19 protein-coding genes and 1 rRNA gene are annotated in these 24,557 nt (G+C 74.8%); 4 read left to right on the forward strand and 16 right to left on the reverse strand.

What is annotated here, in order from left to right; all coding sequences use genetic code 11:
• Positions 1-136: 136 nt before the first annotated feature.
• The 4 genes from ald to ACIQ9P_RS33460 all read right to left on the reverse strand — a co-directional run bounded on the left by ald (position 137) and on the right by ACIQ9P_RS33460 (position 6,390).
• Entirely contained in the window at positions 137-1,252 is a 1,116-nt protein-coding gene (gene ald, locus ACIQ9P_RS33445; protein ID WP_402364840.1) for an alanine dehydrogenase, read from the reverse strand.
• Positions 1,253-1,513: 261 nt separating this feature from the next.
• Positions 1,514-3,565 (reverse strand): AAA family ATPase, encoded by a 2,052-nt coding sequence (locus ACIQ9P_RS33450; RefSeq protein WP_402364843.1) that lies wholly within the window; start codon positions 3,563-3,565, stop codon positions 1,514-1,516.
• A 394-nt stretch (positions 3,566-3,959) separates the two neighbouring features.
• A complete protein-coding gene (locus tag ACIQ9P_RS33455; protein WP_402364846.1) occupies positions 3,960-4,610 on the reverse strand; it encodes an NUDIX domain-containing protein in 651 nt (216 codons plus the stop codon).
• A gap of 94 nt (positions 4,611-4,704) precedes the next feature.
• Positions 4,705-6,390 carry a CTP synthase gene (locus ACIQ9P_RS33460; protein ID WP_402364849.1) on the reverse strand — a complete coding sequence of 562 codons (1,686 nt, stop codon included), beginning with the start codon at positions 6,388-6,390 and terminating at the stop codon, positions 4,705-4,707.
• A 774-nt stretch (positions 6,391-7,164) separates the two neighbouring features.
• On the opposite strand from ACIQ9P_RS33460, the gene ACIQ9P_RS33465 reads away from it, so the two are divergent.
• A complete protein-coding gene (locus ACIQ9P_RS33465; protein WP_402364852.1) occupies positions 7,165-9,180 on the forward strand; it encodes a glycoside hydrolase family 15 protein in 2,016 nt (671 codons plus the stop codon).
• A 19-nt stretch (positions 9,181-9,199) separates the two neighbouring features.
• Here ACIQ9P_RS33465 and ACIQ9P_RS33470 read toward each other — a convergent pair whose 3' ends face one another.
• The 3 genes from ACIQ9P_RS33470 to ACIQ9P_RS33480 form a co-directional block, all read right to left on the reverse strand.
• Positions 9,200-10,369 (reverse strand): glycosyltransferase family 4 protein, encoded by a 1,170-nt coding sequence (locus tag ACIQ9P_RS33470; RefSeq protein ID WP_402364855.1) that lies wholly within the window; start codon positions 10,367-10,369, stop codon positions 9,200-9,202.
• Positions 10,370-10,547: 178 nt separating this feature from the next.
• Positions 10,548-12,281 (reverse strand): DNA repair protein RecN, encoded by a 1,734-nt coding sequence (gene recN, locus ACIQ9P_RS33475; protein ID WP_402364907.1) that lies wholly within the window; start codon positions 12,279-12,281, stop codon positions 10,548-10,550.
• A gap of 198 nt (positions 12,282-12,479) precedes the next feature.
• Entirely contained in the window at positions 12,480-13,277 is a 798-nt protein-coding gene (locus ACIQ9P_RS33480; RefSeq protein WP_402364858.1) for a YitT family protein, read from the reverse strand.
• Positions 13,278-13,412: 135 nt separating this feature from the next.
• Between ACIQ9P_RS33480 and ACIQ9P_RS33485 the strand changes: the two genes are divergently transcribed.
• A complete protein-coding gene (locus ACIQ9P_RS33485; RefSeq protein ID WP_402364861.1) occupies positions 13,413-14,936 on the forward strand; it encodes a PLP-dependent aminotransferase family protein in 1,524 nt (507 codons plus the stop codon).
• A gap of 55 nt (positions 14,937-14,991) precedes the next feature.
• Here the strand turns inward: ACIQ9P_RS33485 and ACIQ9P_RS33490 are convergent, their stop codons facing one another.
• The 4 genes from ACIQ9P_RS33490 to ACIQ9P_RS33505 form a co-directional block, all read right to left on the reverse strand.
• Positions 14,992-15,894 carry an NAD kinase gene (locus tag ACIQ9P_RS33490; protein WP_402364864.1) on the reverse strand — a complete coding sequence of 301 codons (903 nt, stop codon included), beginning with the start codon at positions 15,892-15,894 and terminating at the stop codon, positions 14,992-14,994.
• A gap of 92 nt (positions 15,895-15,986) precedes the next feature.
• Positions 15,987-16,793, reverse strand: a complete 807-nt coding sequence (locus ACIQ9P_RS33495) for a TlyA family RNA methyltransferase (RefSeq protein WP_402364910.1) — start codon at positions 16,791-16,793, stop codon at positions 15,987-15,989.
• Between the two features lie 45 nt (positions 16,794-16,838).
• Positions 16,839-17,060: a hypothetical protein gene (locus ACIQ9P_RS33500; RefSeq protein WP_402364867.1), complete on the reverse strand. Its 222-nt coding sequence runs from the start codon at positions 17,058-17,060 to the stop codon at positions 16,839-16,841.
• Positions 17,053-17,874 (reverse strand): hypothetical protein, encoded by an 822-nt coding sequence (locus ACIQ9P_RS33505; RefSeq protein ID WP_402364870.1) that lies wholly within the window; start codon positions 17,872-17,874, stop codon positions 17,053-17,055. Before ACIQ9P_RS33505 ends, ACIQ9P_RS33500 begins: the two co-directional genes overlap by 8 nt.
• 184 nt (positions 17,875-18,058) lie before the next feature.
• On the opposite strand from ACIQ9P_RS33505, the gene ACIQ9P_RS33510 reads away from it, so the two are divergent.
• Entirely contained in the window at positions 18,059-18,406 is a 348-nt protein-coding gene (locus ACIQ9P_RS33510; protein WP_402364872.1) for an SCP2 sterol-binding domain-containing protein, read from the forward strand.
• A 37-nt stretch (positions 18,407-18,443) separates the two neighbouring features.
• Here ACIQ9P_RS33510 and ACIQ9P_RS33515 read toward each other — a convergent pair whose 3' ends face one another.
• Entirely contained in the window at positions 18,444-19,484 is a 1,041-nt protein-coding gene (locus ACIQ9P_RS33515; RefSeq protein WP_402364875.1) for an HAD-IIA family hydrolase, read from the reverse strand.
• Positions 19,485-19,586: 102 nt separating this feature from the next.
• A complete protein-coding gene (locus ACIQ9P_RS33520; protein ID WP_402364878.1) occupies positions 19,587-20,204 on the reverse strand; it encodes a tetratricopeptide repeat protein in 618 nt (205 codons plus the stop codon).
• A 93-nt stretch (positions 20,205-20,297) separates the two neighbouring features.
• Here ACIQ9P_RS33520 and ACIQ9P_RS33525 point away from each other — a divergent pair, with 93 nt between their 5' ends.
• Positions 20,298-21,668 carry a DUF1015 family protein gene (locus ACIQ9P_RS33525; RefSeq protein WP_402364881.1) on the forward strand — a complete coding sequence of 457 codons (1,371 nt, stop codon included), beginning with the start codon at positions 20,298-20,300 and terminating at the stop codon, positions 21,666-21,668.
• 120 nt (positions 21,669-21,788) lie between these two features.
• Here ACIQ9P_RS33525 and ACIQ9P_RS33530 read toward each other — a convergent pair whose 3' ends face one another.
• The 3 genes from ACIQ9P_RS33530 to rrf form a co-directional block, all read right to left on the reverse strand.
• Positions 21,789-22,661, reverse strand: a complete 873-nt coding sequence (locus ACIQ9P_RS33530) for a tetratricopeptide repeat protein (protein ID WP_402364911.1) — start codon at positions 22,659-22,661, stop codon at positions 21,789-21,791.
• Positions 22,553-24,346 carry a hypothetical protein gene (locus ACIQ9P_RS33535; RefSeq protein WP_402364914.1) on the reverse strand — a complete coding sequence of 598 codons (1,794 nt, stop codon included), beginning with the start codon at positions 24,344-24,346 and terminating at the stop codon, positions 22,553-22,555. Before ACIQ9P_RS33535 ends, ACIQ9P_RS33530 begins: the two co-directional genes overlap by 109 nt.
• 124 nt (positions 24,347-24,470) lie before the next feature.
• A 5S ribosomal RNA gene (gene rrf, locus ACIQ9P_RS33540) occupies positions 24,471-24,557 on the reverse strand; the annotation flags it as partial.

The following is a 24,557-nucleotide window of genomic DNA, read 5'->3' on the forward strand; positions in this document are numbered from 1 at the left end:
CCCGTTCCGCCCCCGAAGTCGTCACGGGCTTCACCCCTTGTTCACACCGTTCACGGGGACGCAGCGTGACCCCGTGGACGGGCATGCCGAAGCCCCCGGCCCGAGGTCATCGGGTCGGGGGCGACGCGGTTCGGGCTCAGGCGAGCACGGACTCCAGGGAGACCGACTCCAGGCCGAACGCCTCGGCGACGGCGCCGAAGGTGATCTGGCCCTCGTGGACGTTCAGACCCTTGGCGAGCGCGGCGTCGCGGCGCAGCGCGTCCTTCCAGCCCCGGTTGGCCAGCTCGACGACGTACGGCAGCGTCGCGTTGGTCAGCGCGTAGGTGGAGGTGTTCGGGACGGCGCCCGGCATGTTGGCCACGCAGTAGAAGACCGAGTTGTGGACCTGGAAGGTCGGCTCGGCGTGCGTGGTGGCGTGCGAGTCCTCGAAGCAGCCGCCCTGGTCGATGGCGATGTCGACGAGCACGGAGCCCGGCTTCATGCGGGAGACCAGCTCGTTGGTGACGAGCTTCGGGGCCTTGGCGCCCGGGATCAGCACCGCGCCGATGACCAGGTCGGCCTCGATGACGGCCTTCTCCAGCTCGAAGGAGTTGGACATGATGGCCTTGATCTTCGTGCCGAAGATCTTGTCGGCCTCGCGCAGCTTGTTGATGTCGCGGTCCAGCAGGGTCACCTCGTAGCCCATGCCGATCGCGATGGTGGCCGCGTGCCAGCCGGAGACGCCGCCACCGATGACGACGGCCTTGGCCGGGTGGGTGCCGGGGACGCCGCCGGGGAGGGTGCCGCGGCCGCCGGCCGGGCGCATCAGGTGGTAGGAACCGACCTGCGGGGCCAGCCGGCCCGCGACCTCGGACATCGGGGCGAGCAGCGGCAGGGCACCGTTGGCGAGCTGCACGGTCTCGTACGCGATGGCGGTGGTGCCGGAGGCGATCAGCGCGTCGGTACCGGCCCGGTCGGCCGCCAGGTGGAGGTACGTGAAGACCGTCTGGCCCTTGCGCAGGCGGTGGTACTCCTCCGCGATCGGCTCCTTGACCTTCAGCAGCAGGTCGGCGGTGGCCCACACCTCGTCGGCGGTGGGGAGGATGGTGGCGCCGGCGGCCACGTACTCCTCGTTCGGGATCGAGGAGCCGACACCGGCGTTGTCCTCGATGTAGACCTCGTGTCCGTTGCGGACCAGCTCATGCACGCCGGCGGGCGTGATGGCCACGCGGTACTCGTGGTTCTTGACCTCGCGGGGGATGCCGACCTTCACGGCTAAACACGTCCTCTTGCCATGGGGGTCCCTACCGGAGAAGACCGGCGGGCAACGCGCACGGGGGGAAGCCTCCGGATGGCACCGGGGCACGGCTCGATGCGCGCTTGAGTACGAGTGTAATGAAGCCCAGGCGGCCTGTCAGCCTTCCAAAATGAATAAATCTGCCGAGCTCATTGGCAGGTTCGTAGGCTTCCATCGCGATCTTCCTGCCAAAGCCGTGCCGACCGGACATCTTCGACAATACTCCCGAACCATCCCCTACCACCCGGCGGAGACCCGTTCCCGCAGCTCGGCGAGGGCGGTGGCGACGGCCTCCCGGCCCCGTTCGTCCCCGATGCGGCGCAGCACCGACAGGGACGCCCGGTACTCCCGCTCGGCCTCGTCGAACCGGCGCTGGGCCACGTGCGCCTCGGCCACCCGGGCCAGCAGCCGGGCCTCGGCGGCCTGGTCCCCCATCGACTGCCGGACACCCAGCGCCCGGCCGTACCAATCGGCGGCGCGCACGGCATCGCCGAGCGCCCGGTGACAGCCGGCCGCGCCCTCCAGCGCGCGGGCACAGAGCGCTTCGTCGTCGGCGGTCCTGGCGTGCTCCAGGGCGGCCCGGTAGTGCCCGGACGCCAGCTCCCAGCGGCCCGCGGCGGCCTGGAGGTCGCCCAGGTTGAGCAGCGCGGCCGAGGCCCGGCGCGGTCGGCCGTGGCGCTCGGCGACCGTCAGCACCAGCTCGTGCAGCTGGTGGAGGTCGGCCGGGGCGGCGGCGCCGGTCAGCGGCAGGGAGCGCAGCAGCGCGGTGACCAGCCGGCCCGCCGAGCCGTCGAGATCGCCCTGGCCGATCGCGTCGGCGACCGCGCCGAGCAGCGGGTCCCGCTCGCCGAGCAGCCACTCCCGGGCGTGGGCGGCGGACGTCAGCCGCAGCGGACCGGGCAGCGGATCGGGCCCGGGGGTGCCGGACGGGTCGAGCAGCGCCCGGGCCGCGTCGGTGAGCCGGACCAGCCGCTCCAGCAGCCTGGCCCGGGCCAGCTCGATCTCGGCGGGCCGGTCGTCCCGCTCGCGCAGCCGGACCAGCCGGGGGTGGAGCCGGCCGGGGACGCGGTAACGGGCGGTACCGTCCGCGGCGGGCGGCTCCTCGGCGAGCAGCTCCCGCTCGGCGAGGGCGGCCAGGGTGGTCGCGGCCTCCGGGGCCGGGCAGCCCACCAGGGCGGAGGCGGTGCGCGGATCCGCGGACTGGGCGGGGGCCAGGGTGAGCGCGCGCAGCATCCTGGCCTGCGCGGCGGTCAGACCCGCGTAGGCCAGGGTGAAGGCGCCCACCAACGGGTCGTTGTCGGGCACCGGGACGGGCTCGGCCGGTTCCGGACCGGGCCGGACCCAGGCGGCCGGGTCCCGGGCCGGCTCCGCCGGCGGGGCCACCGCGGCGGGCCCCGCCTTCGCCCGCTGCGCCTTGCCCGGCTCCCCCTTGCCCTTCCCCTTCGGCGCCGGCGGGTGGGCGACGGGCTCGGCCGACTCCTTCGAGCCCTCCGGCTCCGCCTTCCCGGCCTCCGCGACGGCCCGCAGCAGCTCCTTCGCGGCCTCCGTCACCGCCAGCTCCGGCTTGCCGCGCAGCCGTCCGGCCATCAACCGCAGCGCCGCCGGCTGGGAGCCGCAGGCTTCCGCCAGGTCCGCCGCGCCGACCGGGTCGCAGCCGATCCTGGTGCCGCCGACCAGGTCGCCGAGCAGTTCGGCCACCGCCGACCGGTCGAGCCCGCCGAGGATGACCGGGTCGATGTCCTCGATCCCGGTGAGCGGCCCGGCCGTGGTGGCGAGCACCAGGCAGCCGGGCTCGTCCGCGAGCAGCGGCCACAGCTGCCCGGCGTCCCGGACGTCGTCCAGCACCAGCAGCACCCGCCGCCCGGCCAGCGCCGCGCGCAGCGCGACGCACGCCGGGTCGTCCCGGCCGTCCCCGGCCGCGCCGGGCAGTGGGACCTCGGCGGTGTCCGCGCCGAGCTGCTCCAGCAGCCGCCGGGCGGCCCTGGCGGGCGGCACGCGGCCGCCGTCGGCGGCGGACAGCCGGGCGAACAGCACCCCGTCGGGGTACTGGCCGGCGACGGTGACGGCGAAGCGGACGGCCAGCGCCGTACGGCCCGAACCGGGCCGTCCGGCCAGCACCAGCACCGGGCTGCGGCCCTCGGCCGGACGCGCGGCGGCGGCCCGGAGCGCGGCCAGCTCGGTGCGCCGGCCGACGAACAGGGCGGGGCCGGCCGGCAGCCGGTCCAATCCGGGAACGCGCTCGGCGGGCGCACCGGTCCCGGCCTCCATGGTCGCCGTCTTCCTCGCCACCCGTGCCACTCCCGACGTCAATCAGCGCTCACCGGCGGCCGCCCGCAACGGACGCCCCGTCTGCGAAGCGTAGTTCGACCACCCGCCCCGACCGAGGTGACATCCGGTCGTACGAACCGGTAAATCACCCCCCCGGCCGAAACCCGGACACCGGACCGCCGGAACTCACCCGCCCGCGCGGCGCCGGAAACCGTGACCGGGGACCACCTCGCCCTCGTCCTCACGCCCCGAGCCCCCCACCGACCCGCCCTGACCCCCGCCCGGCACGGACCGCGAGCGAGCCGAAGGGGCGCGCCGGTGCCGAAAGGGAGAAGCGAGGACGACGCGACGAAGGAGCGGCGTTGGAGCGCCGACCGTCGGCACCGGATCAGAGCGCCCCGGAGGTGAGCCGAGCCTAAAAAGAAGAGAAGGGCCTGGCGGGCCACGGCGAGTCCGCCGCCCGCAGGCCGTCCAGCCCGCCCGGCCCGTGCAGGGCCGCGTACAGCGCCAGGGTCCCGGTGATCAGGGTCGGGTTGTGCAGCTCGCCGGCGTGGATCAGCCGGATCAGCTCCTCGACCGGCACCCGGGCGGACTCCAGCTCCAGTTCCTCCCCGTGCGCCTCGTACCGCTCGCCCTCCGCCTCCGAGAGGTCGGTGGCGAGGAAGAGCCGCAGCGCCTCGTCGGTGCCGCCGGGCGAGGTGTAGAAGTCGACCAGCACCCGCCATTCGCCGGCCTTGCAGTGCGCCTCCTCGTACAGCTCGCGCTGGGCGGCGTGCAGCGGGTTCTCGCCGGGCACGTCGAGCAGTCCGGCGGGCAGCTCCCAGAGGCGCTGGCGGACGGGGTGGCGGTACTGGCGCAGGATCAGCACCCGCTGCCGGTCGTCCAGGGCGAGGACGGAGACCGAGCCGGGGTGGGTCTGGTAGTCCCGGCGGGCCCAGCTGCCGTCGGGCATCAGGACCTCCTCGGTGCGCACTCCGGTGACCCGGCCCTGGAACGGGGTGGTGCTCCCCCGGACCTCCCACTCCTCGGCCACGTCGGCGACATCGGCGGTGCTGCGGTCGTCCATCACGCTCTCCCCTTTTCGTCAGTACGACACAATCTAACGCCGAACGGCGGCCCCGCAGGAATCGCGGGGCCGCCGTCCGGGGAACGGACCGGGACTACTGGGCGTCGTCCGGGGCCGTCTTGATCTCGATCGCGGCCTTCACCAGACCCGCGAACAGCGGGTGCGGGCGGGTCGGCCGGGACTTCAGCTCCGGGTGGGCCTGGGTGGCCACCAGGTAGGGGTGCACCTCGCGCGGGTACTCGACGTACTCGACCAGGTCGCCCTTCGGGGAGAGGCCGGAGAACTGCAGGCCGGTCTTCTCCAGGTCCGCCCGGTACGCGTTGTTGACCTCGTAGCGGTGGCGGTGGCGCTCCTCGACGTACTGCTCGCCGGCGTAGACCTCGCGGACGATCGAGCCCTCGGCGAGCTTGGCCGGGTAGAGGCCCAGGCGCATGGTGCCGCCCAGGTCGCCCTTGCCGTCGACGATGGCCAGCTGCTCGGCCATGGTGGAGACGACCGGGTGCTTGGCGGCGGCGTCGAACTCGGTCGAGTTGGCCTCGGGCAGGCCGGCCAGGTTGCGGGCGGCCTCGATGACGACGCACTGGAGGCCCAGGCAGAGGCCGAGCAGCGGGACCTTGTTCTCGCGGGCGAAGGTGATCGCACCGACCTTGCCGTTGACGCCGCGGTCGCCGAAGCCGCCGGGGATGCAGATCGCGTCCACGTCGCCGAGCTGCTCGCGGGCACCCTCGGGGGTCTCGCAGTCGTCCGAGGTGACCCACTTGATCTCGACCCGGGCGTTGTTGGCGAAGCCGCCGGCGCGCAGCGCCTCGGTCACCGACAGGTAGGCGTCCGGGAGGTCGATGTACTTGCCGACCAGGGCGACCTTGACGATGTGCTGCGGCTCGTGGACGCGGCGCAGCAGGTCGTCCCAGGTGGTCCAGTCCACGTCGCGGAACGGCAGGTCCAGACGGCGGACGACGTAGGCGTCCAGGCCCTCGCCGTGCAGCACCTTGGGGATGTCGTAGATCGACTTGGCGTCGATGGCCGCGACCACGGCCTCCTCGTCCACGTCGCACATCAGCGAGATCTTGCGCTTGATGGCCTGCGGGACCTCGCGGTCGGCGCGCAGCACGATGGCGTCGGGCTGGATGCCGATGTTGCGCAGCGCGGCGACGGAGTGCTGGGTGGGCTTGGTCTTCAGCTCGCCCGAGGGGCCGATGTACGGCAGCAGGGAGACGTGCACGAAGAAGACGTTGTCCCGGCCGACCTCGTGGCGGACCTGGCGGACGGCCTCCAGGAACGGCAGCGACTCGATGTCGCCGACGGTGCCGCCGACCTCGGTGATCACCACGTCGACGTCCTCGGTCGCCATCCGGCGGATCCGGGACTTGATCTCGTTGGTGATGTGCGGGATGACCTGGACGGTGTCGCCCAGGTACTCGCCGCGGCGCTCCTTGGCGATGACCGTCGAGTACACCTGGCCGGTGGTGACGTTGGCCGAGCCGTGCAGGTTGGTGTCGAGGAACCGCTCGTAGTGGCCGATGTCGAGGTCGGTCTCGGCGCCGTCGTCGGTGACGAAGACCTCACCGTGCTGGAACGGGTTCATGGTGCCCGGGTCCACGTTGAGGTACGGGTCGAGCTTCTGCATCGTCACGCGCAGGCCGCGGGCCTTGAGCAGGGCACCGAGGCTGGAGGCGGTGAGGCCCTTGCCGAGAGACGAGGCGACACCCCCGGTGACGAAGAGGTGCTTGGTCGTCACGGCGCGGCCGTTCGATGCCTTGCCGGAATGGGGCTGTGCCAAGAGGGGGCTCCCGTGGGTCGCGTGTCGAAGGTGACGTGGTGGGAGGCTCGCGGCTCGCCGTCGCGACGGGGGAGGGCGGTGCTGCGCACGGGGCCCTGAGGGTCGTCGGTTCGGCCGGTCCGGGGCGTTTGATCCCACCGGTCCACGGGATACCAGGGTATCAGTGACCCGGCCCGAACGCGTTCCGGCCCACCGTCGGCGGGCCCCGGGACCCCGGTTTCCGGGCGGGGAACCGCGAGGGCGCTCCCGGGGCGCACGCCAGGCGCACCACCGGCGCACCACACGGCGCAACCGTCACATCCGTCGCACCACCGGCCCGTCCGGGCCACCCGGCGGCGGCCCGGGAGCCCTCGGCCGGGCCATCGGCGATCCCCACTTCGAGCCATCCGGAGCTGATCCTTCCGAGCCATCCTGACCTCCGCTCCCGCGATGCGCGGTATTTCCGCCGAAATGCGGCGCCACACCGCGCTGCGCCCGCGTGCTTCGCCCCTTTCGTCCGTCGTAAGCTGCTCGGACGCATCGCCGACAACACGAGCACGCGGAGGGCGTGGGAGGGTCAGGAACCTCTCGGTCCCCGATGCGCGACCGGACCTCCCCCTTGTCCCGCTCCTCCCACCCACCCAGAGGCTCGACCGAGCCCTCGCGGATGCTCCGGCAAGGCCCGCCACCACCCCCCGGAGGGCCGGACGTCCCGGGGTGGCCCCGGTCCCGCGGTCCCGCTGCTCCCCCTCGGATCGCCGATGCGTCGTGACCACATTGCGAACTGGAGATCACGTGGCCGGCCGTATCGAGGACTACGCACTCATCGGGGACATGCAGACCGCCGCCCTCGTCAGCAGGGACGGAGCGGTGGACTGGCTCTGCCTGCCCCGGTTCGACTCGCCGGCGGTGTTCGCCGGCCTGCTCGGCACCGACGAACACGGCTTCTGGCGGATCGGCCCCGCCGAGGCGGTGGCCACCGCACTGCCCCACCCGGCCACCGCGCCCGCCGCCGACCCGGCCGGAGCCCCGGCCGCGCGGCCGGGGCTCGGCGACACCGGCGACCAACGGGTGCCGCCGCCCACCGCGGCCGCCCCCGCGGTGCCCGCCGACCGCCGCCGCTACCGGGGCGACTCACTGATCCTGGAACAGGAGTGGGACTCCCAGGGCGGCACCGTCCGGGTGATCGACTTCATGCCGCCCCGCCCGCTCGCGGGCAAGGACGCCGTGCCGCAGATGATCCGGATCGTCGAGGGCGTGGCCGGCACCGTCCGGATGCGCTCCGCCCTGCGGATGCGCTTCAGCTACGGCCGGGTCGTCCCCTGGGTGCACCGGGTGGAACAGCCGGACGGCGGCCACCGCACCGTCGCCGTCGCCGGGCCGGACTCGGTCTGGCTGGACGGCGAGGCCGACACCTACGGGCGCAATCTCACCACCTACGCCGACTTCACCGTCCGGGCCGGCGAACGGATCGCCTTCGCCCTCACCTGGCAGGCTTCCCACCTGGAGGCGCCGACCGCCCCGGACGCCGAGGAGATGCTCGACGCCACCGCCGGCTTCTGGCACGAGTGGGTCGGCCAGTGCACCTACCAGGGCCCCTACCGGGAGGCCGTGGTCCGCTCGCTGATCACCCTCAAGGGCCTCACCTACGCCCCCACCGGCGGGATCGTGGCCGCCCCCACCACCTCACTGCCCGAGGACATCGGCGGCGAGCGCAACTGGGACTACCGGTACACCTGGCTCCGGGACGCCGCGATCACCCTCTCCTCGCTGCTGCGCACCGGCTACCGCGACGAGGCCAGGGCCTGGCGCGAGTGGCTGCTGCGCGCCGTCGCGGGCGACCCGGAGAACCTGCAGATCATGTACGGCATCGCCGGCGAGCGCGAGCTCACCGAGTCCTCGCTGGACTGGCTGCCCGGCTACGAGGGCTCGCTGCCGGTCCGGGTCGGCAACGGCGCGGCCGGCCAGCTCCAGCTGGACGTCTACGGCGAGGTCGTCGAGGCGCTGCACCTGGCCCACATGACCGGCCTGGTCCGCAACGACCACGCCCACCACCTCCAGCTGCGGCTGATCGAGTACCTGGAGGACCACTGGCAGGAGCCGGACGAGGGCATCTGGGAGGTGCGCGGGCCGCGCCGGCACTTCGTCCACTCCAAGGTGATGGCCTGGGTGGCGGTGGACCGCACCATCAAGCTGCTGGAGCAGACCCCCGAGGACGCCCCGGCCGGCGACCAGCTGGAGCGCTGGCGGGCGCTGCGCGACACCATCCACCGGGACGTCTGCGAACGGGGCTACGACCCCGGACGCAACACCTTCACCCAGTACTACGGCGGCAAGGAGCTGGACGCCTCGCTGCTGCTCATCCCGCAGGTCGGCTTCCTGCCCCCGGACGACAAGCGGGTCATCGGCACCATCGAGGCGATCCAGCGCGAGCTGTCCACCGAGGACGGCTTCGTGCTGCGCTACCCGACCCACGACGAGAGCGGCAACAACGTCGACGGCCTCTCCGGCCACGAGGGCGCCTTCCTGGCCTGCTCGTTCTGGCTGGCCGACGACCTCGCCATGATCGGCCGGGTGCAGGAGGCGCGGGAGCTGTTCGACCGGCTGCTGTCGCTGCGCAACGACCTCGGGCTGCTCGCCGAGGAGTGGGACCCCCGGCTCAAGCGCCAGGTCGGCAACTTCCCGCAGGCGTTCAGCCACGTCCCGCTGATCGACACCGCGCTGCGGCTGACCGCCTGCGGCGGGGCCTACCTGTCGGCCCAGCCGGACGGCCCGGCCGCCGACCGGGCCGGCGAGCAGGCCACCGTCTGACCCGCCGCCACCGTCGCGCTCACCCGTTGCGCTGCACCAGCTCGTCGTAGGTGCTGAGCACCTGGGCGACGGTGGCGGCCTCGTCCGGCCAGGTCCGCGCCTGCTGCCGGCCGGCCGCCACCAGGCGCTCGCGGCGCTCCGGGTCGGCCAGCAGCTCGCGCACCGCCCGGCCGAGCGCCGCCGCGTCCCCGGGCGGGACCAGCACGGCGGCGTCGCCGACGAGCTCGGGGATGCCGCCGACGGCCGTGGCGACCACCGGCACGCCGGCCCGCATCGCCTCCTGCACCACCAGCGACCGGGCCTCCCAGCGGCTGGGGAGCACCAGCAGGTCGGCGGCGGCCAGCAGGTCGGACACATCGGTGCGGTAGCCGAGCAGCCGCACCGGCAGCTTCTCGGCGGCCACCCGCTCGCGCAGCCCGGCGGCCTCCGGGCCGTCACCGGCCAGCAGCAGCAGGGGTTCGGGCGTCAGCGCGGCCAGGTCGCGGGCCGCGTCCAGCAGCAGTCCGAACGCCTTCTGCGGGACGAGCCGGCCCACCGCGAGGACCAGCGGTCGGTCCGGACCGCCGTCGAGCAGTGCCGCCCGGGCCCCGGCCCGGGGCAGCCGCGCCTCGGGCATCGGCGGGGCCGCGACCGGGCCGAGCCGGGCATCGGTGGCGCCGAGCTCGCGGGCCCGGGCCACCAGGTCCGAGGAGGCGCCGAGGACGAGGTCGGCGGCGCGCGCCACCCGGCGCTCCATCAGCCGCTGGAGGCGGCGCTCCATGCCCGTGGCGTCCAGCGCGTGGTGCGAGGTGACGACCAGCGGCGTCTCCGGGCGCAGGCCCGGGAATCGCCCGGCGGTGCGCAGCGCGAGGTCGGACAGCAGCCCGGCGCGCAGTCCGTGGGCGTGCACGACGTCGGCGCCGGTGAAGGCGCGGCGCAGCTCGCCGATCGCGGTGGCGTCGCTGCGGGCACCCGCGGTCGGGGTGATGTCGACCAGGTGGAACCGCGCACCGGTGCGGGAGAAGCCGAACAGCGCGTCCGCCCCGGCGGGGGCGCACACCGTGACGGTCACTCCGTGCGCGACCAGACCCTGTGCCAAGGAGCGCACATGCGCACCGATGCCGCCGCTGCTGGCGGCCAGGACGAGCACCGCGTGCAGCTGCCCCGGTTCGGGGGTGGCCGCGGCTGCCCGGGCGGCGGAATGGTCCACGTCGTCTCGCATCCGACTCGATCAGCTACGCGCGCCCCGGGCGGGGGTTGCCCGCCGGCGGCGCTCGGGACAGGAAGGGCCAGTGTCCAGCCGCCACCATGCCAGGTCGGCGGCCCTCTTGGACAGTCGGCGCCCCCGGCGGGGCGCGTCGTGGCCGGTCCGCGAGGGCCGCCCGGGTTCAGCGGTGGCGGGGGGCGCGGGCCGCGGCGAGCAACTCCTCCGCGTGCGCCCGGCCGAGCTCGGAGTCCTCCAGGCCCGCCAGCATCCGGGAGAGCTCGCGGACCCGCTCCTCGTCGGTCAGCACCTTGACGCCGCTGCGGGTCACGGTGCCGTCGTTGGTCTTCTCGACCACCAGGTGGCGGTCGGCGAAGGCCGCCACCTGCGGCAGGTGGGTGACGACGACGACCTGGGCGCTCTCGGCGAGCTTGGCGAGCCGGCGGCCGATCTCCACCGCCGCCTTGCCGCCGACGCCCGCGTCCACCTCGTCGAACAGATAGGTGGGAACGGGGTCGGCCCCGGCGAAGACCACCTCGACGGCCAGCATCACCCGGGACAGCTCTCCGCCCGAGGCGCCCTTGGCGATCGGCCGGGGCTGGGCGCCGGGGTGCGGGGCCAGCAGCACCTCGACCTCGTCCACGCCGTGCGGCCCGTAGGCGACGGTCCGGCCCTCGATCTCGATCCCGGACAGGTCGTCGACCTGACTGATCGCGAAGGTGACCCGGGCGTGCGGCATGGCCAGTTCGGCGAGCTCGGCGGAGACGGCCGCCGCGAAGCGCCCGGCGGCGGCCTGACGGGCGGCCGAGACCTCGGCCGCCAGTTCGGCCAGCTCGCCGCGCAGCGCGGTCTCCCGCGCGCCGAGCTCGTCGATCCGCTCGTCGTCGCCGTCGAGTTCGGACAGCCGGGCGGAGCCGGAGTCGGCCCAGGCGATCACCTCGGCCAGCGAGTTCTCCGGACCGCCGTACTTGCGCAGCAGCTGGGCCAGTACGGACCGGCGTTCCTCGACGGCGGCGAGGCGGACCGGGTCGGCGTCCAGGTCGTCCGCGTAGCCGGCCAGGTCGCCGGCCACGTCGGCGAGCAGGTAGCCGACCTCGTTGAGCCGGTCCGCGAGGGCGGCGAGCCGCTCGTCGTGGTGGCGGACGGCGTCCAGCGCGCGGCGGGACTGGGCGAGCAGAGTGCCCGCGTCCAGCGCCTCCGGGTCGGCCGGGTCGCCGGCCAGGGCGGCGTGGGAGAGGGTCGCGGCGGAGGAGAGCGCGTCGGCGTGGCCGAGCCGCTCGGCCTCGGCGGACAGGCTCTCGTCCTCGCCGGCCACCGGTTCGGCGGCGGCGACCTCGTCGAGGCCGAAGCGCAGCAGGTCCGCCTCCTGGGCGCGCTCGCGGGCCCGGGTGGTCAGCTCCTCCAGCGTCGAGGAGACCTCGCGCAGCCGCCGGTACACCTCGCGGTAGCGGGCCAGCGGCTCGGCGACCGCCTCGCCCGCGTACCGGTCGAGGGCGCCGCGCTGGCGGGCCGGGCGCAGCAGCCGCTGCTGGTCGGTCTGGCCGTGCACGGCCACGAGGTCCTCGCCGAGCTCGGCGAGCAGGCCGACCGGGACGGACCGGCCGCCGACGTGGGCGCGGGAGCGGCCCTCGGCGGAGACGGTCCGGCTGATCAGCAGCGCGCCGTCGTCGAGCTCGGCACCGGCCTCGACCGCGCGGGCGGCCACCGGCGATCCGGGTGGCAGTTGGAGACGCCCCTCGACGACCGCGCGCTCGCTGCCGTTGCGCACCAGGCCCGGGTCGGCGCGGCCGCCGAGCAGCAGTCCGAGGCTGGTCACCACCATGGTCTTGCCGGCTCCGGTCTCCCCGGTCACCGCTGTGAAGCCGGGGGCCAGTTCGACGACAGCGTCGTCGATGACCCCGAGATCCCGTATCCGCATCTCGTCCAACACGGAGACGACCTTACGAGGTTCCGCACCCGCCGCGCGACGAGCGGCAACGACGCGCGGCAACTCGGTGCCCCCAAGTTCATCCGTTCCGGGCGTTTCCGGACCCGCCGCGCCGGTGGCCGGGCCGATCCTCCGTGCCCGGCCCACTCGGGGCACCCGACCCGGACAACCCCGCCCGACCCGCCCGACCTACGCGGTCGGCCCGGCCGCCCCGGCCCGCCCGGCCTGCTCGGCGGTGGGCACGGTGCACCACGGCAGGAAGAACTGCGCGAGCGGGCCGATCGCCAGCGCGTACGCGACGGTGCCGACCCCGGCCGTGCCGCCGAGCAGCACGCCCACCGCCAGCACGACCAGCTCGATCCCGGTGCGGATCAGTCGCAGCGAGCCCCCGGTCCGCCGGTGCAGCCCGGTCATCAGCCCGTCCCGCGGCCCCGCGCCCAACCGGGCGCCGATGTAGAGCCCGGTGGCCAGCCCGTTGAGCACGATAGCGGCGACCATCGTCGCGATCCGGGCCGGGAGCGCCTCCGGCGAGCCGACGAAACGCAGGGTGAGGTCCATCGCGCCGCCGATCAGCAGCACATTGGCGACCGTGCCGACCCCGGGCAACTGGCGCAGCGGAATCCACAGCAACAGCACCAGGGCCCCGCAGATGGTGACCCAGGCGCCCACCGAGAGGCCGAAGCTGCCCTGGAGGCCCTGGTGGAACACGTCCCAGGGGTCGAGCCCCAGGCCGGAGCGGAGCATCAGCCCCATGCTGCCGCCGTAGAGGGCGAGGCCGACGGCCAGCTGGGGCAGCCGGCGGCCCAGGGCGTGGGTGTCGCCCAGCACCCGCAGCAGCGGGCCGGGCCGGGCGCCGACGGGGGCAGCGGCGGCGGGGGACGGCGACGCGGACTCGGACGAGGCCGAGGCCGAGGCCGAGGCCGAGGGCGAGGGCGAGGGCGCGCGCTCGGACGGGGACGGGGACGGGAGGGTGCTCGTGGTGGCCATGGAATCTCCGGGCAGGTGATGCTGCACCGCCGGCGGACCGGCCCGGCGGTGGCGGTCTCGACGGCCGCCCTGCCATGATGGCCAAGCCAATAGCGCCCACGACAGGGCCAATCACGAGTAAGTGGACTGATCACCTTGGCCGACTGGCAGACCACCGTCGCTCCCCCGGCACTCGCCCGGCTGCTCGCCACCGCCCGGCTGCCCGAACCGCCCGCCGCCGCCCGCCGACCCGCCTACCGCTCGCTCGCCGCCCGGATCCGGCTGCTGGTCTCCGAGGGCCGACTGCCGGTCGGCGCCCGCCTGCCCGCCGAACGCGAACTCGCCCTGGCCCTGGGACTCAGCCGCACCACCGTCGCCACCGCCTACGAGGCCCTGCGGGCCGAGGGGTACCTGCACAGCCGCCGCGGCGCCGGCAGCTGGACCGCCCTGCCCGAGGGCTCGGCCCCGCCCGGCGACGCCCTGCACCCCGTCCCGCCGGACGAGCAGGGCAGCATCCTGGACCTCGGCGTCGCCGCGCTGCCCGCCCCGCAGCCCTTCCTCTCCGCGGCCGCCGCCCGGGCCGTCGACCAACTGCCCGCCTACGCCGCCGGCCACGGCCACTACCCGACCGGCGTCCCGGTGCTGCGCGAGGCCGTGGCCCGCCGCTTCACCGAGCGCGGCCTGCCGACCACCCCGGACCAGATCCTGATCACCATCGGCGCGATGGGCGCCCTGCACCTGGTCCGGCAGGCCCTGCTCGGCCGGGGCGACCGGGTCGCCGTCGAGGCCCCCAGCTACGCCCACACCCTCCAGGCGCTGCGGATCCACGAGGCCCGCCCGGTCCCCGTCCCGCTCCTCGGCGCGTCCCCCGGGCCGGGCCCCGGGGCCGGACCGCGCTGGGACCTCGCCGAGTGGCGGCGGGTCCTCGGCGGGGCCGCGCCGAAGGCCGCCTACGTGATCCCCGACTTCCACAACCCCACCGGCGCGCTGATCGACGAGGAGCAGCGCCGCGAACTGCTCGCCGCCGCCCGGTCGGCCGGCACCGTGGTCCTGGTCGACGAGACCACCGCCGAGCTCGGCTGGGGCGTGCCCGAGGGGGCGCCGCTGCCCCGCCCGACCGCCGCGCTGGACCGCGCCGCCCAGGTGGTCACCGTCGGCTCGGCCGGGAAACTGCTCTGGGGCGGCCTGCGGATCGGCTGGGTGCGCGCCGCCCCGGCCCTGATCCGCCGGCTGGCCACCACCCGGGTCTACAGCGACGTCGGCGCCCCGGTGCTGGACCAGCTGATCGCCGCCGAGCTGCTGGCCGAGGACCTGCCCGCCGTCCGCGCGCACCAGCTGACCCGGCTGCGGGACACCGCCGAGGCGTTCGCGACCGCCCTGCGCGAGCAACTGCCGCACTGGCGCTTCACCGTACCGCCGGGCGGACTGTCGTTCTGGGTCGCCACCGGCGGAGTGTCGGGCACCGCGCTGGCCCGGGCCGGTGAACGGTCCGGGGTCCGGCTCGCGGCCGGCAACCGGTTCGGCTCCGACGGCGCCTTCGAGCACCACATCCGGATCCCGCTCACCGTTCCCGCCCCGGCGGTACCGGCCGCGGTCCGCCGCCTGGCGGAGACCGCCGCCCGCGCCGAGGAGGACGGCGGGTGGCGGGGCACCGACGACAACCAGCCGCTCGCGGTCTGACGGAGCGGGCGGACCGGGCGACGCCGAGTCACCCGGTCCGCCCGCTCCGCGGAACTCAGGCGGTCTCCGCCCGGCCGCGCCAACCGGTCACCGGCAGCGCGAACTTGGCCACCAGCCGGTCGGTGAACGGCGCGCGGTGCAGCCTGGCCAGCCGCACCGGCGTCTGCCCCCGGCGCACCTCCACCCGCGCCCCGGCGGGCAGTTCGACCGAACGCCGGCCGTCGCACCACAGCACCCCGTGCGGGGTCTTCGGCTGCACCTCCACCGCCAGCACCGAGTCCGGCGAGGCCACCAGCGGCCGGGCGAACAGCGCGTGCGCGCTGATCGGCACCATCAGCAGGGCCTCCACCTCGGGCCAGACCACCGGCCCGCCACCGGAGAACGCGTACGCCGTCGAGCCGGTCGGCGTCGCGCAGACCACGCCGTCGCAGCCGAAGTTGGAGACCGGACGGCCGTCCACCTCGGTCACCACCTCCAGCATCCGCTCCCGGGCCGCCTTCTCGATCGACGCCTCGTTCAGCGCCCAGTCGTGGTGCACCGCGTCGCCGTTGGTCCGGACGATCACATCGAGGGTCATCCGCTCCTCGACCTCGTAGTCGGCGTCGACCACCCGCTCGACCACCACCGCCAGGTCGTCCCGCTCGGCCTCGGCCAGGAAACCGACCCGGCCCAGGTTGATGCCGAGCATCGGCAGTCCGTGCTCGCGCGCCAGCTCCGCCCCGCGCAGCAGGGTCCCGTCCCCGCCGGCGACCAGGATCAGCTCGCAGCCGTCCGCCGCGCCCGGCCCCCCGACCACCCGCTCCACGCCGTCCGGCAGGTCCAGGTCGACCGCCTCGGCCGCCAGCAGTCTGATCCGGATCCCCGCCTTCAGCAGGCCGTGCACCAGTCCTTCGACACTGCGCAGCGCCGCCTCGCGGCCCGTGTGCGCGATCAGGAAGACCGTACGTTCATCACTCATGCCCGCTGCCCTCTCCCTATGCCGGCCGGGTCGTCGTCCGCCCGGTACGGCCGCGCCACCCAGCATGACGGACCGGACGTCCGCAGAGCACCCTATCGGGGGCCTTCGGCCACAGCCCGGTCCGCCTCCGCCGGGTCCAGCGGCGGTGCGTCCCGGCGCATCCAGAGGAAGTACTCGACGTTGCCCGACGGCCCCGGCAGGGGGCTCGCGGTGACCGCCCGCACGCCGAGACCGAGCTCCCACGCCTGCCCGGCCACCTGGCGCACCATCTCGGCGCGCAGCTCCGGGCTGCGCACCACCCCGCCGTTGCCGAGGCGCTCCTTGCCGATCTCGAACTGCGGCTTGACCATCAGCACCAGGTCCGCGTCCGGGGCGGCGCAGGCGGCCAGCGCGGGCAGCACCAGGCCGAGCGAGATGAAGGACAGGTCCCCCACCACCAGGTCGACCCGGGTGCCGCCGATCATCTCCGGGGTCAGCTCCCGGACGTTGGTCCGGTCCATCACGGTGACCCGGTCGTCGCTCTGCAGCGACCAGGCCAGTTGCCCGTAGCCGACGTCCACCGCCAGCACGTGGGCGACGCCCGCCCGCAGCAGCACGTCGGTGAACCCGCCGGTGGACGCGCCCGCGTCCAGCGCCCGGCGGCCCTCGACGACCAGGCCCTGCGGCACGAACGCCGCGAACGCCCCGGCGAGCTTGTGGCCGCCGCGCGAGACGTAGTCGGGATCGTTGTCGTCCTCGGCCACCACGACCGCCGCCGCGGTCTCCACCTGGGTGGCCGGCTTGGTCGCGGTGGTCCCGCCGACGGTCACGCGGCCGGCCGCGATCAGCTCGGAGGCGTGCTCCCGGGACCGGGCCAGCTTGCGGCGGACCAGTTCCGCGTCGAGTCGGCGTCGTGCCACTGCCACTGGTGTTTCAGCTCCTACGGTGGTTCCCGCCCGCCCCGGTCAGTCCCGGTCGAGCGCGGCCAGCGTGTCGGCGAGCCGCTGATGGACATCTTCGTACACCGCGACGTGCGCGTCGGTCGGCACCCCGTCCAGCGCCGCCAACCGGGCCAGCCCGGCGTCCACCGCCGGGTGCCCGGTGGGCGTGAGCCCGACGCCGAGCGGCAACGGCTCACCCGGGGCCGGGACGGGGGCGCTTCGGCTCTCCGGCCCGGGATCAGGCATCGGGCTTCTTCGTGGTGGCGGTCCGGCGGACGGTGGTCTTCCGGGTCGCGGTGCGCTTGGCGGGCGGCTGCTCCGCCCCGGCCTCGGCCGGCTTCCTCGCCGCCGTGGTCCTCTTCGCGGTCGCGGTCTTCTTGACGGCCGTCTTCTTCACCGCCGCCTTCTTGGCCACCGCCTTCTTCGGCGCCGCCTTCTTCGCGGCCGGCGCGGCCTTCTTCGCGGCCGCGGGCTTGCGCGCCGCCGCCTTCTCCGCGGCGGGCCTCTCCGCGGTGACCCGCTCCGCCGTGGGCTCCTCCGCCACCGCCGTCCCGTTCGACGGCACCGGCGGGTCGACCTCCACCGGCTCGTCCACCGCGATCCGCTCGGCCCCCGCCGAAGCCCTCGTCTCCTGCTCCCAGCCGTCCTCGAACAGCCCGCCGGCCCGGGGCGCCGGCGGCGGCCCGGCCTGCTCCGGCCGCGCCCCCTCGCCCTCGTCCTCGTCCTCGACCTCGCGCAGCTTGCTCTCCAGATAGGCCAGCACCACGCCCACCTTGGTCACCTGGTCGCCGACCTTCTCGAAGACCTTCTCGACCTCACCGCGCGCCACCCCGACGGCCAGGTCCACCCCGGCCCGCCCGGCGGTCACCGCCTCCTCGGCGAGCGTCTGCAGCGACTGCGCCGACGGAGGGAACTGCCCGCCGAAACGGCGCTCCACCTCCGCGACGTCGACCCCGCTGCGCTCCAGCAGACCGGCCGCCGTCCCGACGACCCGCTTGCCGACCTCCTCCACCAGTACGGCCGCGGCCGCCACCGCTCCTCGTACCGTCCTCGGCAGCATCCGGGTGCCTCCCATTCGCCTGCGCGCGTCGCTCCGTCGCCACGGTGCCCGGACGGATCCGGGCATCCCACCGACGACGCTACCGCCAAAACCCTCCTGCGGTACCGTGGCCCGGCAGTCATCCGCCGCCGGACCCCGCCGACCGCAGGGGCGCGGCGGCCCGTCCGGGGAGGGATCCACCGCCATGGCCGACGCCGAGGAGTGCCGCGAGGCACTGGAGCAACTCAGCCGCAACCTCGCCAAGGCCACCGGCGACGTCCGCACGGCGGCCGGCCTCGACCGCTCGCTCAGCTGCCGGATCACCGACCTCGACCTGACCTTCACCGGGCGGCTGCGCGCCGGAAGCATCCAGGACGTCGAGCAGCACCCCGGCGGCCCCACCGAGAAGGCGGACATCCGGCTCACCATGGGCAGCGACGACCTGCTGGCCCTGGTCGGCGGCCGACTCAACTTCGCCTCGGCCTGGGCCGGCGGCCGGATCAAGCTGGAGGCGGGCTTCCGCGACCTGCTGCGGCTGCGCACCCTGCTCTGACCCGACCGCCGACCGGCCACCGGCGGCGGCCCCGAACTCAGAACCCCAGCTCGGCCAGCGCCTTCCGCCCGTCCACCGGCTCGCCGTCCGCGTCCAGCGCCGTCCAGGCCGCCGCGCACAGCGCCCGCAGACCGTCCCAGCGATCCGCCCCGACGCCCTCCAGCCGCAGCGCCCCGTCCCGCGCCACCGCGAGGAACCCGCCGCAGCCGAAGCCGCCGTCCTCGGCCGTGACCGGCGCGTGCGCGGTCAGCAGACCCCGCAGGTCCTCCGCCAGATATGTCGGCCGGTGCTCCGCCGGTGCCGCCAGCAGCTGCGCCGCCGTCGTCACCCCGGTGAACACCAGCAGGCTGTCCACGCCGCCGTTGAACGCGCCCTCGATGTCGGTGTCCAACCGGTCACCGACCACCAGCGGTCGCTTCGCCCCGGTCCGCAGCACCGTCTCGCGGTGCATCGGCGGCAGCGGCTTGCCCGCCACCTCCGGCTCCACACCGGTCGCCGCCCGCACCGCCGCCACCAGCATCCCGTTGCCCGGCGCGATCCCGCGCGCGGTCGGCACCGTCACATCCGTGTTGGACGCCACCCACGGCAGCCCGGACTGCACCGCGTAGGACGCCTCCGCCAGCTGCGTCCACCCCACCGAGGCGTCGAAGCCCTGGACCACCGCGGACGGCTCCTCGGCCAGGGTCCGGACGGCGACCAGACCCCGCTCGGCCAGCGCTTCCTCCAGGCCGAGTCCGCCCACCACCAGTACCTTCGCGCCGGCCGGCAGCTTCTCGGCGAGCACCCGGGCGGCGGCCTGGGCGGAGTTGATCACGTCGGCCGGCTCGGCCGGCACCCCCAGCTCGGTCAGGTGCTCGGCGACCACCCGGGGCGGCCGGGAGGCGTTGTTGGTCACGTACGCCAGCCGCATCCCGGCGCCGCGGGCCGAGTCCAGCGACTCCACCGCGTGCTCGATCGCGTTCGGGCCGGCGTACACCACGCCGTCGAGGTCCAGCAGCGCCGTGTCGTACGCCTCGGTCAGCGGCAGCTCGCTGCCGCCCGGGGCGGTCCGTCGCACGGTAATGGCCGTCTCGGTCATGCCTGCTCCACCTCACTCATCGCGTCACTCGTCCTCGTCCGTCGGGAGTCCGGGCGGTGCCCCGCCCCGACCGGTGCGGCGGCCCCCGGACACCGCGCCGGCTCAGCCGTCGTGCCGGTCCCGGCCGGACCGCTCCGGATCACCGGTCGGCTCCGGACCCGCCGTGGTTCCCGGGCCCGGCCCGTCCACCCCGGCCGAAGGCCCCGAATACCCCGGCGCCCCCGGCAGCAACGGGCCGAACGCCCCTTCCCGGGCCGCCAGCGTCGCGCGGGTCTGCCGCAACGCCGCCCGGTAGTGGTCGTTCTCCGGCCGCATCGCCACGGCCAGCGCCAGGTGCTCGGCGGACGTCTCGAAATCACCGAGCCGGGCCGCCGCCACACCCCACCCGAACTGAGCGTAGTCGTCCGAGGGATCGGCCAGCGCCACGGCCCGGAAGTTCTCCAGCGCCGCCACGTACGACCCCGCGTCGAACTGCGCCCGCGCCAACGCCTCCCGGATGCTGCGCGACCCCGGCTCGGCGGCCGCCGCCCGGGCCAGCAACTGCTCGGCCGCCGCCGGGTTCCCCTGCGCCAGCATCCGGGCACCCCGGCGGAACCACTCGTAGACGTCCCCCTCCGGCTCGCCGAACCGCTGCTGCGAGCCGGACGAAACCACCCCGCCACCACCGGCGTCCGCACCGCCACCAGCGCCGTCGTCCACCCGCTCGTCGCGCTCCTCCACCCCGAACCTCGCCCTCGGTCACGACACCCGGCCACCGGACCGGCACGGGTGTTCCGATCTCTGAACAACGCGTACCCGGTTACGATGCCCAGAATGAGCACACCCAGTGCAGAAAGCGGAGTGGAGTCTCCGCAGGGCGGCCCCGGCAATCCCGGGCACGTCGCCACCGCAGGTCTGTCCCTGTCCCCCTTCCGCGGCCTCCGCTACGACCCCGACCGGGTCGGCGCGCTCGCCGCCGTCACCTCACCGCCGTACGACGTCGTCGACCCCGGCCGACGGCTCGACCTGGAGACCGCCGACCCGCACAACGTGGTCCGGCTGATCCTGCCGCGCCCCGAACCCGAGGACACCGGCGACCGCCCCGACCGCGACACCCGCTACCGGCACGCCGCCCGGCTGCTGCGCGAGTGGCAGCGCGAAGGCGTCCTGGCCGCCGACCCCGAGCCGGCCCTCTACGTCTACGAGCAGCGCGTCCCCGCCGCCAACGGCAGCGCCGAGGTCCTCCAGCGCGGACTCATCGGCGCCCTCGCCGTCAGCGGCAGCGAGGCCGGCGTGGTCCTCCCCCACGAGGACGTGATGCCCCGCCCGGTCGCCGACCGGGTCGGCCTGATGCGCACCACCCGGGCCAACCTCGAACCGCTGCTGCTCACCTACCGGGGCGGCGGCGGGGCGTCCGCCGTGGTCGAACGCGCCGTCCGTGCCGAGCCCCTGCTCACCACGACCACCACCGACGGCACCCACCACCGGCTGTGGGCGGTCACCGACCCGGCCGAGATCGCCGAGGTCGGCCGCGACCTGGCCACCTGCCGCGCCCTCATCGCCGACGGCCACCACCGCTGGGAGATGTACCTGCGGCTCCAGCGCGAACACCGGCACCTGCCCCGCAGCCCCTGGGACCGCGGCCTGGTGCTGCTGGTCGACACCGCCCGCTATCCGCTGCGGGTGCGGGCCATCCACCGGGTGCTCTACCGGCTGCCGGTCGAGGAGGCCCTGGCCCGGCTCGGCGGCCAGTGGCAGGTCAAGGAGATCCCCGGCCCGCTCGACAACGCGCTGCAGACCCTCGCCGAGCAGAAGCGGCACGGCGGCAGCGGCTTCCTGCTCACCGGCGGGGACGGTGTCTACCACCTCGTCACCGACCCCGACGAGGCCCTGCTCGACGCCACCGTGCCGCAGGACAAGCCCGAGGAGTGGCGCCACCTGGACGCCACCGTCCTGCACGCCACGCTGCTCGACCACACCTGGCGGGTCCCCGACAGCCCCGACGACATCGGCTACCTGCACACGGCGGCCGCCGCCGAACGCGAGGCCGCCCGCAGCGGCGGAACGGCCGTCCTGCTCCACCCGGTGAGGGAGAGCGTGGTCCGCCGGCTCGCCGAACAGGGCGTCACCATGCCGCGCAAGTCCACCTCCTTCGGCCCGAAGCCGGCCACCGGCCTGGTGCTGCGCAACCTGGAGCTGGGCTGAGGCCGTACCGGCCCCGAACGCAGTGAGGCCCTGCCGCACCCCGGATCTCCCGGGGTGCGGCAGGGCCTCACTCGTGCCACGCCCCGACCGCCGGCGAGTACCGGCGGTCGGGGCTGACGACTACTTGTCGTCGCGCTCGGCGGAACGCTCCGGCACCACGCCGTCGAACTCCTCGTCGATCTCGAGGTCGTCCTCGTCGTAGAACTCCTCGACGTCCTCCTCGTCCTCGAAGATGACCCGCTCGTCCGAGGTCTCGCCACCCTTGCGGGCGGCCGGCTCGGCGGCCTGGCCGGCCTCCTCCTCGGCGAGCTCAGGGTCGAGGGCGTCGATGAACTCCACACCGTCGATCTCGGCGAGGCGCTCGGCGGCGTTGGTGGTGCCGTCCGTGTCCGCCTCGACGGCCTTGGCGAACCAGTCCCGGGCCTCGTCGCCACGGCCGGCGGCGATCAGCGCCTCGGCGTAGGCGTAACGCAGGCGCGCGGTCCACGGGTGCACCGCGGACGAGGCCAGCTCGGAGCTCTGCAGGGTGACGACGGCGGCCTCGAACTGCTCCATGTCGCCGCGCGCACCGGCCGCGACCAGACGCATCTCGACCTGGCCGGCCTTGTCCAGCTGCTTGACCTCGGGCTCGCCGGCCATCGCCAGCGCCTTCTCCGGGCGGCCCAGGCCACGCTCGCAGTCGGCCATGACCGGCCACAGGTCCGCGCGACCGGTCATCCGGCGGGCGGCGCGGAACTCGGTCAGCGCCTCCGAGTAACGCTGGGTCACGTACGAGGCGAACCCGGCCGCCTCACGGACGGCGGGGACGCGGGAGGCCAGTCGCAGCGCGACGCGCGAGTACTGGTACGCCTCCTCCGGCTCGTCGTCGAGCAGCCGGGCGACCATCACCAGGTTGCGCGCGACATCGTCCGCGAGGGTCTTGGGCAGGCTCTTGAGCTCCTGGCGCACATCCGCGTCGATCTCGAAGCCGGTGACGTCCTCGGGGATCGGCAGACGCTTGACCGGCTCGTAGTTGCCCCGGCGGTCGTCCTGGTAGTCCCGGCCGCCGCCGCGCTCGTCGCGGCCGCCCCGGTAGCCACCGCGGTCGTCGCGGTCACGGCCGTAGCCGCCGCCCGACGGGCGGTCACCGCGGTCGTCACGGCGGAAGCCGCCGCGGTCGCCGCCACCGTAGGGGCGGTCGCCACCGCGGTCGTCGCGACGGAAGCCACTCGGCCGGTCGTCGCGGCGGAAACCGCCACCGCTGGGGCGGTCGCCACCGCGGTCGTCGCGGCGGAAGCCGCCACGGTCGTCACGGCCACCACCGAAGCCACCACCCGAGGGACGGTCGCCACGGTCATCGCGACGGAAACCGCCACCACCGGACGGACGGTCACCACGGTCGTCGCGACGGAAACCGCCCGGACGGTCGTCACGGTCACGGCCGAAGCCACCACCGGAGGGACGGCCGCCACCGTAACCACCGCCCGAGGGACGGTCGCCACGGTCGTCACGGCGGAAACCACCGCGGTCGCCGCCACGGTCGTCACGGCCGCCACCGAAGCCACCGCCCGAGGGACGGTCGCCACGGTCGTCACGGCGGAAACCACCGCGGTCGCCGCCACGGTCGTCACGGCCGCCACCGAAGCCACCACCGGACGGACGGTCGCCACGGTCGTCACGGCGGAAACCGCCACCGCTGGGGCGGTCGCCACCGCGGTCGTCACGGCGGAAGCCGCCACGGTCGCCGCCACGGTCGTCACGGCCACCACCGAAGCCACCACCCGAGGGACGGTCGCCACGGTCATCGCGACGGAAACCGCCACCACCGGACGGACGGTCACCACGGTCGTCGCGACGGAAACCGCCCGGACGGTCGTCACGGTCACGGCCGAAGCCACCACCGGAGGGACGGCCGCCACCGTAACCACCGCCCGAGGGACGGTCGCCACGGTCATCGCGACGGAAACCGCCACCACCCGAGGGACGGTCGCCACCGCGGTCGTCGCGACGGAAGCCGCCACGGTCGTCACGGCCACCGCCGTAACCACCACCGGAGGGACGGCCGCCACCGTAACCACCGCCCGAGGGACGGTCACCGCGGTCATCGCGACGGAAGCCGCCGCCACCCGAGGGACGGTCGCCACGGTCATCACGGCGGAAACCACCACCACTGGGGCGGTCGCCGCGGTCATCGCGACGGAAGCCGCCGCCACCCGAGGGACGGTCGCCACGGCCGCCACCGAAGCCACCACCGGACGGACGGTCGCCGCGGTCATCGCGACGGAAACCGCCACCACCCGAGGGACGGTCACCACCGCGGTCGTCGCGACGGAAGCCGCCACGGTCGCCGCCACGGTCGTCACGGCCACCGCCGTAACCACCACCGGAGGGACGGCCGCCGCCGTAACCGCCGCCGGAGGGACGGTCGCCACGGTCATCACGGCGGAAACCACCACCACTGGGGCGGTCGCCACGGTCGTCGCGGCGGTCGTCGCGGCGCGGAGCACGGTCGTTGGACCAGCCCTCGCGAGACCGGGGCTCGTAGCCGCGGCCGTCGTCCGATCGACGCTCGGGACGGTCCTGGGGCTGGTTCGCCATCGTGGTGACTCCTTCTGCTTCTTCATCTCCACCGCGCATCGGGCAGTACCACTGCCCTCTCGCGGCTCGGCGCCGGCCTCCTGGCCGTACGCCTTCTCCATTGTCCGGCATCCAGGGGCACCCCGCGTCCGGGCGGAAGTCCCTGTTCTACCGGTCGTACACATGCGCAACGCAAAAAAGCCGCGGCCCCCAGCGAATCGCTGGGGGCCGCGGCTTTGAATGATTGTTCGGCGGCGTCCTACTCTCCCACAGGGTCCCCCCTGCAGTACCATCGGCGCTGTGAGGCTTAGCTTCCGGGTTCGGAATGTAACC

Source organism: Kitasatospora sp. NPDC094019, assembly GCF_044764505.1.
In the GTDB taxonomy this organism is placed as follows: domain Bacteria; phylum Actinomycetota; class Actinomycetes; order Streptomycetales; family Streptomycetaceae; genus Kitasatospora.

Bases quoted from the DNA above. Each gene is read 5' to 3' on its own strand.
- ACIQ9P_RS33455 (WP_402364846.1), bottom strand. From the start codon at position 4,610: ATGGACGACCGCAGCACCGCCGATGTCGCCGACGTGGCCGAGGAGTGG.
- recN (WP_402364907.1), bottom strand. From the start codon at position 12,281: ATGCGGATACGGGATCTCGGGGTCATCGACGACGCTGTCGTCGAACTG.
- ACIQ9P_RS33480 (WP_402364858.1), bottom strand. From the start codon at position 13,277: ATGGCCACCACGAGCACCCTCCCGTCCCCGTCCCCGTCCGAGCGCGCG.
- ACIQ9P_RS33490 (WP_402364864.1), bottom strand. From the start codon at position 15,894: ATGAGTGATGAACGTACGGTCTTCCTGATCGCGCACACGGGCCGCGAG.
- ACIQ9P_RS33500 (WP_402364867.1), bottom strand. From the start codon at position 17,060: ATGCCTGATCCCGGGCCGGAGAGCCGAAGCGCCCCCGTCCCGGCCCCG.
- ACIQ9P_RS33505 (WP_402364870.1), bottom strand. From the start codon at position 17,874: ATGCTGCCGAGGACGGTACGAGGAGCGGTGGCGGCCGCGGCCGTACTG.
- ACIQ9P_RS33510 (WP_402364872.1), top strand. From the start codon at position 18,059: ATGGCCGACGCCGAGGAGTGCCGCGAGGCACTGGAGCAACTCAGCCGC.
- ACIQ9P_RS33515 (WP_402364875.1), bottom strand. From the start codon at position 19,484: ATGACCGAGACGGCCATTACCGTGCGACGGACCGCCCCGGGCGGCAGC.
- ACIQ9P_RS33525 (WP_402364881.1), top strand. From the start codon at position 20,298: ATGAGCACACCCAGTGCAGAAAGCGGAGTGGAGTCTCCGCAGGGCGGC.
- ACIQ9P_RS33535 (WP_402364914.1), bottom strand. From the start codon at position 24,346: ATGGAGAAGGCGTACGGCCAGGAGGCCGGCGCCGAGCCGCGAGAGGGC.